Annotated in this window: 5 protein-coding genes; 2 read left to right on the forward strand and 3 right to left on the reverse strand. The window is 70.4% G+C overall.

The window, feature by feature from the left end; translation table 11 throughout:
• Both FUT87_RS23535 and FUT87_RS23540 read left to right on the forward strand, forming a co-directional pair.
• Positions 1-1,868: Ig-like domain-containing protein (locus FUT87_RS23535; RefSeq protein WP_255511990.1), on the forward strand; the 1,868-nt coding region annotated here is incomplete at its 5' end.
• Positions 1,869-1,983: 115 nt separating this feature from the next.
• Positions 1,984-2,499: a DUF1697 domain-containing protein gene (locus tag FUT87_RS23540; RefSeq protein ID WP_091722456.1), complete on the forward strand. Its 516-nt coding sequence runs from the start codon at positions 1,984-1,986 to the stop codon at positions 2,497-2,499.
• Positions 2,500-2,589: 90 nt separating this feature from the next.
• On the opposite strand, the gene FUT87_RS23545 is transcribed toward FUT87_RS23540, so the two are convergent.
• The 3 genes from FUT87_RS23545 to FUT87_RS23555 all read right to left on the reverse strand — a co-directional run.
• A complete protein-coding gene (locus FUT87_RS23545; protein WP_147242577.1) occupies positions 2,590-3,180 on the reverse strand; it encodes a hypothetical protein in 591 nt (196 codons plus the stop codon).
• A gap of 92 nt (positions 3,181-3,272) precedes the next feature.
• Positions 3,273-5,273 (reverse strand): diguanylate cyclase, encoded by a 2,001-nt coding sequence (locus tag FUT87_RS31075; RefSeq protein WP_255511991.1) that lies wholly within the window; start codon positions 5,271-5,273, stop codon positions 3,273-3,275.
• Between the two features lie 57 nt (positions 5,274-5,330).
• Positions 5,331-5,632, reverse strand: a 302-nt coding sequence (locus FUT87_RS23555) for an EAL domain-containing protein (RefSeq protein ID WP_147242578.1), incomplete at its 5' end; no start/stop codon positions are given.

A 5,632-nucleotide genomic window follows, 5' to 3' on the forward strand; every position in this document is an offset into this window, starting at 1 on the left:
CGAAGCCGGACCCGAAGCCTGAGCCTGAACCCGATCCGAAGCCGGATCCCAAGCCCGAGCCCGAGCCCGAGCCCGAGCCGGACACCGAGCCGCCCATCGCGCCCGTCCTGGCGCTGATGAACGACACCGGCACCAGCGGATTCGATCGCGTCACCCGCGACGCGACCGTGCTGGTCTCCGGCCTGGAGGCCAACGCGAGCTGGCGTTATTCCTTGGACAACGGGCAGACCTGGCGAGACGGCAAGGACGGCGCGATCCCCGCATCGGCGTTCACGCACGACGGCGACTGGAAGGTGCTGGTGCGCCAGACCGATGCCGCCGGCAATCACAGCGAGGTGCGATCGCTCGAATTCAAGCTGCTGACCTCGGCGGCCACGCCGTCGCTGCGGCTCAGCGAGGACACCGGCGCGACCGTCTTCGCGGATCCGGCCGGCATCTCCCTGCATGACGGGGTCACCCGCGACGCCACCGTGCTGGTGGGCAATCTGGACCCCAACGCGAAGTGGCAGTACAGCATGGACGGCCTGTCCTGGTTCGAAGGCAGAGACGGCCGCGTCGAGCCGGGATTCTTCGGCGACCACGACGGCGCCAAGATCGTTCATGTGCGTCAGCTCGACACGGCCGGCAACGTCAGCCAGATCGAGACGCTGCAGTTCGTCCTCGACACGAAAGCCGACGGTCCGACCGAGGTTCGCCTCGTCAACGACAGCGGCGTGAGCAGTACCGACTGGCTGACCAACGACGGGCGGCTCGAGCTGGTCCTGGCCCCGGGCAAGACCTTCAGCTACACCTTCGACACTGGCCACTGGGGCTCCGGTGGCGGCGCGGCCGGCAACATCGTGGCGATGCCTGCTGACCTCCCCGACGGGGCCCGCTGGGTGGAGCTTCGCGTGTACGACGGTGCCGGCAACGGGACGCTGCAGCGCGTCAACTTCCAGCTCGATCGCACGCCGCCGCCCAAGCTCGGCGCGACGCTGCTCAATGACACCGGCGCCAGCGCCACCGACGGCATCACGCAGGACGCGACGATCCAGGTCACCGGGCTCACCGCGGGCAACCGCTGGCAGTACCGCATCGCGACCCGGGGCGACCAGTGGTTCGATGGCGACGATTCGATGCGGATCGAGAACTCGGCCTACGGCGGCGATGGTTACAACTGGGTCGACATCGCGCAGGTCGACGCCGCCGGCAACCGCGGCGAGCTCACCCGCGTGCACTTCGAGCTCGACCGCGTCGTCGAGGCGCCGAAGCTGTGGTTGAAGGACGATACCGGCGCCAGCGCCTCCGACTTCATCACCGCCGACGGCACGGTGGTCATCGGCGGCCTGGAGACCGGCGCGACCTGGTGGGCGGGCTTCAATGGCCAGGAATACACCGGCACGGCCGCCAGTGGCATCCATCCCACCGTGACGCCGCCGTCCAGCAATCAGTTCATCTTCGGTGCCCGTCAGACGGACCTGGCCGGCAACCAGAGCGCGCTGTCGACGCCGCTGCGCGCCTTCGTGACCACGAAGGAGGACGCCGACGCACGTCAGCCGGCGCTGCGATCGAGTGAGGGAGCGCTGCTGAGCGGCACCGATCGCCAGGACGATTTCCTGGTCGAGATCGGCGCCAACATCCGGCTGCTCACCGTCACCAACTTCTCGAGCGAGCAGCACGATGTCCTCGACCTGAGCCAGATCCTGACGCTGGGCACCGGCCAGAAGATCGGGGACGCCGTGAGCAAGTGGAACCGGGGCGACGGGTGGCTGGGCGTCGAGCTGGCCATCACGGCCAACGGCGGGGAGCGGTACTTGGTCGACCTGTGGAACCTTCCCGCCGCAGATCGCATCTTCATCCGCACCGGCGACGGGCTGCACGTCCTCTGAGCCCGGGCCGGGCATGACCGCCGCGGCGAGCGCCGGCGTCCTCTAGACTCCGGCGCTCGTTCCGTTCTGGGCCGCCAGGCCCAGTCCCTCCCGCCCCGTCCTTGTGGAGCCCGTCATGCCCCGATACGTCGCCTTCCTCCGCGGAGTCAGCCCGATGAACGCGAAGATGCCGGACCTGATCCGCGCCTTCGAGGCCGCCGGCTTCACGCGCGTGAAGACGGTGATCTCCAGCGGCAACGTGGTGTTCGACCACGATGGCGCGCCGGTCGACGAGCTCGAGCGCCGCGCCGAACAGGCGATGACCGACACGCTAGGCAAGACCTTCGGCACGACGGTCCGCCCGGTCGAGCACTTGCGCCGGATCGTCGACGCCGACCACCATGCACCGTTCCAGCCGCCGTCCGCGGCCAAGCAGCTGATCACCTTCCTGAAGCGCCCGCACGAGTTGCCCGTCTCGCTGCCGCTCGAAGGCGAGGGCGCCGCGATCTGCAAGCTCGAGGGCGTCGAGGTCTACAGCCACTACCTGCCCAACGACAAGGGCCCGCTGTTCATGACCATGCTGGAGAAGACCTTCGGCAAGCAGATCACGACCCGCACCGTCGACACGGTGCGCAAGTGCATCAAGGCCTGAGCGCGAAGGCCTGAGCGCCCGCTCGACTGCCGACGCCCGGTCCGGACGTGACCTGAGCGCAGGTCACGGCGGCGGCAGCGGCCGCCCGCGTCAGCCGAGCACGTTGTAGAGCCGCAGGATCCACCACTGCTGGACCGCCAGCGCGACCAGCACCAGCGCCCACTGGAAGCGCTGGTTCGCCACCAGCGCCGCGATGCCGCACAGCACGACGGACGCGGCCGTCTTCACGCCGTACTCGGCGCCCAGCCCCTGCAGGTAGGCCGGCCCCTTGAGCCAGCTGTCCGCCACGTCCAGCAGCAGCGAGGCCGCCAGGATCCCGAAGAACCAGCGCCGCCGCGACAGGAAGTAGTCGCGATAGCCGCTGTATTCGGCGATGTCGTCGGGGAACAGGATCGCGCACAGCAGGTACAGCACCGCGCTGTAGCCCACGACGAACACGAACTGCTCGAAGTGCCAGGGCCCGACGCGGCTCAGCGCGAACTCCCACCACCAGAAGTGGATCAACGTCACCAGCATGTAGAGCGCCCACAGCAGGTGCACGCCGTAGATCCTCAGCCGGCCGGGGTGCTGCACGAACTTCGCCAGCCCCGACAGCAGCCGCGCGATGGACAGGCTGACCACCATGCTCAGCACCATCCGGATGTGGATGAACTGCGTGGGATCGATCGTGGCGTGGTCCATCGCTTCAACTCCTCGCGGACGGCGGTCCGGGGTGGCGCCGAGGGTGGGTCACCGCGTGAGGGCGCGGATCGTGGGGCCGACGAGGGCGCCGCTCAGGCCACGCAGGCCCGGTTCTTCCCGGTGCGCTTGGCCTCGTAGAGCGCCTCGTCGGCGCGGTCCAGGGCCTGCTCCATCGTCTCGCCCGCCCGGAACAGCGTCACGCCGGCCGAGAAGGTGACGAACACATCGCGGCCTTCGTGCATGAAGAGGCTGGCCGACAGCGAGCGCTGCAGCCGCAGCAGCACCGCCTGCGCTTCCTCGAGCGGCGCCTCCGGCAGGATCAGCACGAACTCCTCGCCGCCCCAGCGCCCGACCTTGTCGCCGGGCCGCAGCAGCCCCGACACCCGCGCCGCCAGCGACTTCAGCGCCTCGTCGCCGGCCGCGTGGCCCAGGTTGTCGTTGAGCTTCTTGAAGTTGTCGATGTCCAGCAGCGCCAGCGCCAGCGGCTTGGGATCGCGCTCGAGCTTGGCGCGTTCGGTCTCGAAGGTGGCGATCAGGCCGCGCCGGTTGGCGATCTGCGTCAGCTGGTCGGTCTGGACCTCGCTGGAGAGCTTGCGCAGCTCGCCCTCGAGCTGCTCGACGCGCTCGGCCAGCTGCGCGGCGCGGTCGTGCTCCTCGCGCAGCCGGCCCTGTGTGGTCTGCACCAGCGACTGCACGCTGCGGCTCTCTTCGACCATCTCGCGCACCACGCCGGCCAGGCTTTCCAGCGAATCCGCCTGCTCGATCACGGTGGCGTACTTGCCGACGCTGTCGCTGAAGCGGTCGGTGTGCTGGCCGAGCTCGCCCAGCTCCTGCAGCATCCGGTTGATCAGGCCCTTGAGCGCGTCGCGGGCGCGGCTGCGCTCCTCGCGCAGGCTGTGCTGGCGCTCGCGGGTGCTGTGCAGCAGCTCGCTGACCGAGCGCACGCTGCGCGCCGTCAGCCCCTGCGCCAGCGTCTGGCCCATGGCCTCGCACTGGCCCCGCGCCCAGGAGTCGTCCTCGGCCAGGTCGGCCAGGCTGCCTGTCAACTCACCGCAGAGCTTGCCCAGCTCGTTGAAGGCGTGGTTGCGATGGTCCAGCCAGCGCCGCGCGCGGATGCACAGCGCGTCCATCTGCGCGGCGCGCTCGGGCGTCGCGCCGTCGCGGACCAGCTCGGCATGGGCCACGCCCAGCGCATCGATCAATTCCTGCGCGCGCACGTCGTCCGCGGCGAGGGCATGCCGCACGGTGCCGTTCAGGTGGGTGCCAATCTCGGGCCACGACTGCAGGCCCGGGCCGGTGCCGGCGGACGCCGTCGCGCCCGTCGCTCCCGTCGAACTCGGCGCGCCCATCAGCGTGTCCAGCGAGCCGTAGCGGCCGCCCTCGGCCGACGCGGGCCGGCCGTCGTCGGCCGCATGCGGGTCCGCGGGCGGTTGCGCGCTTTCCTCATCGGTGAAGAACTGCGTCGGCGTGCCCGCGCGGTCTTCGTCGTCGAGCGCGTCCTCATCGTGCTCATCGGCTGACGCCGCGCCGCCGGTCGCGGCTCCCAGGCCGACGGTCGACGGCAACTCATCCAGCGGTGCGGGCTGCGTCTCGACGCGCGCGTCGCTGACATCCGAATCCCAGCTCGCCACCAGCTGCCGCAGCCGCAGCGTCAGCCGCTGCGGGTCGCTGCGATTGCTCTGCAGCACGCGCAGCACGCCGTCCTTCTTGCGCGCGAGCGTCCACTGCCGCCCGCCGCGTTCCAGGCCGCGCATCAGCCGCTCGATCAGCTGCGCCAGCTGCTCCGCCTGCGCGCCGGGCCCGTGCGTCTGCTGCAGCGCCTCCAGCGCGCGTTGCAGTTCGTCCCAGCGGCCTTCCTTGAGCTGCGTCGCGAAACCCTGGCGCTGCTGCGGATCGGGCACCGCCAGGCCCAGCAGCCGCGCCATCGAGGCTTGCGCGCGTTCGGGCATCTGCGTGGACGCGCCGCCGCGCACCGGCTCGCCGGCCTCCTGCGCGTAGGCACGGGCGTAGTTCTCGGGGGTCGGCTCCAGCTTGTCCAGCGCCAGCCGGCGCAGGGCCGCTTTTGCCAGGAGAGCGGGGGGCTGCTGCGGCATCGGTCGGGGCTCGGTGAAACGGGGGAGGGCGCTGGCGGCTCGCGGCACGCGACCGGATCAGCGCATCGGGCTTTCGTCGCCGACCTCGGTGGTCGGCAGGATCCAGGGCGCCTTGCGCGGCAGCACCGTCTGCGCCAGCCAGCGCTCGAGCTCGTCGGGCGGCAGCGGCTTGCTGAACAGGAAACCCTGCATCAGGCTGCAATCGAGCCGGCGCAGCACTTCCATCTGGCGCAGCGTCTCGACGCCCTCGGCGATCACCTGCAGGCCCAGCGAGCGCGCCAGCGCGATGATCGCGGTCACCACGGCGGAACTCTGCGGCGTGATGCCCAGGTCGCGCACGAAGCTGCGGTCGATCTTCA

The sequence above is a fragment of the Mitsuaria sp. TWR114 genome, assembly GCF_007997345.1.

Coding starts and splice junctions, on each gene's coding strand:
- FUT87_RS23540 (WP_091722456.1), top strand. CDS start 1,984: ATGCCCCGATACGTCGCCTTCCTCCGCGGAGTCAGCCCGATGAACGCG.
- FUT87_RS23545 (WP_147242577.1), bottom strand. CDS start 3,180: ATGGACCACGCCACGATCGATCCCACGCAGTTCATCCACATCCGGATG.
- FUT87_RS31075 (WP_255511991.1), bottom strand. CDS start 5,273: ATGCCGCAGCAGCCCCCCGCTCTCCTGGCAAAAGCGGCCCTGCGCCGG.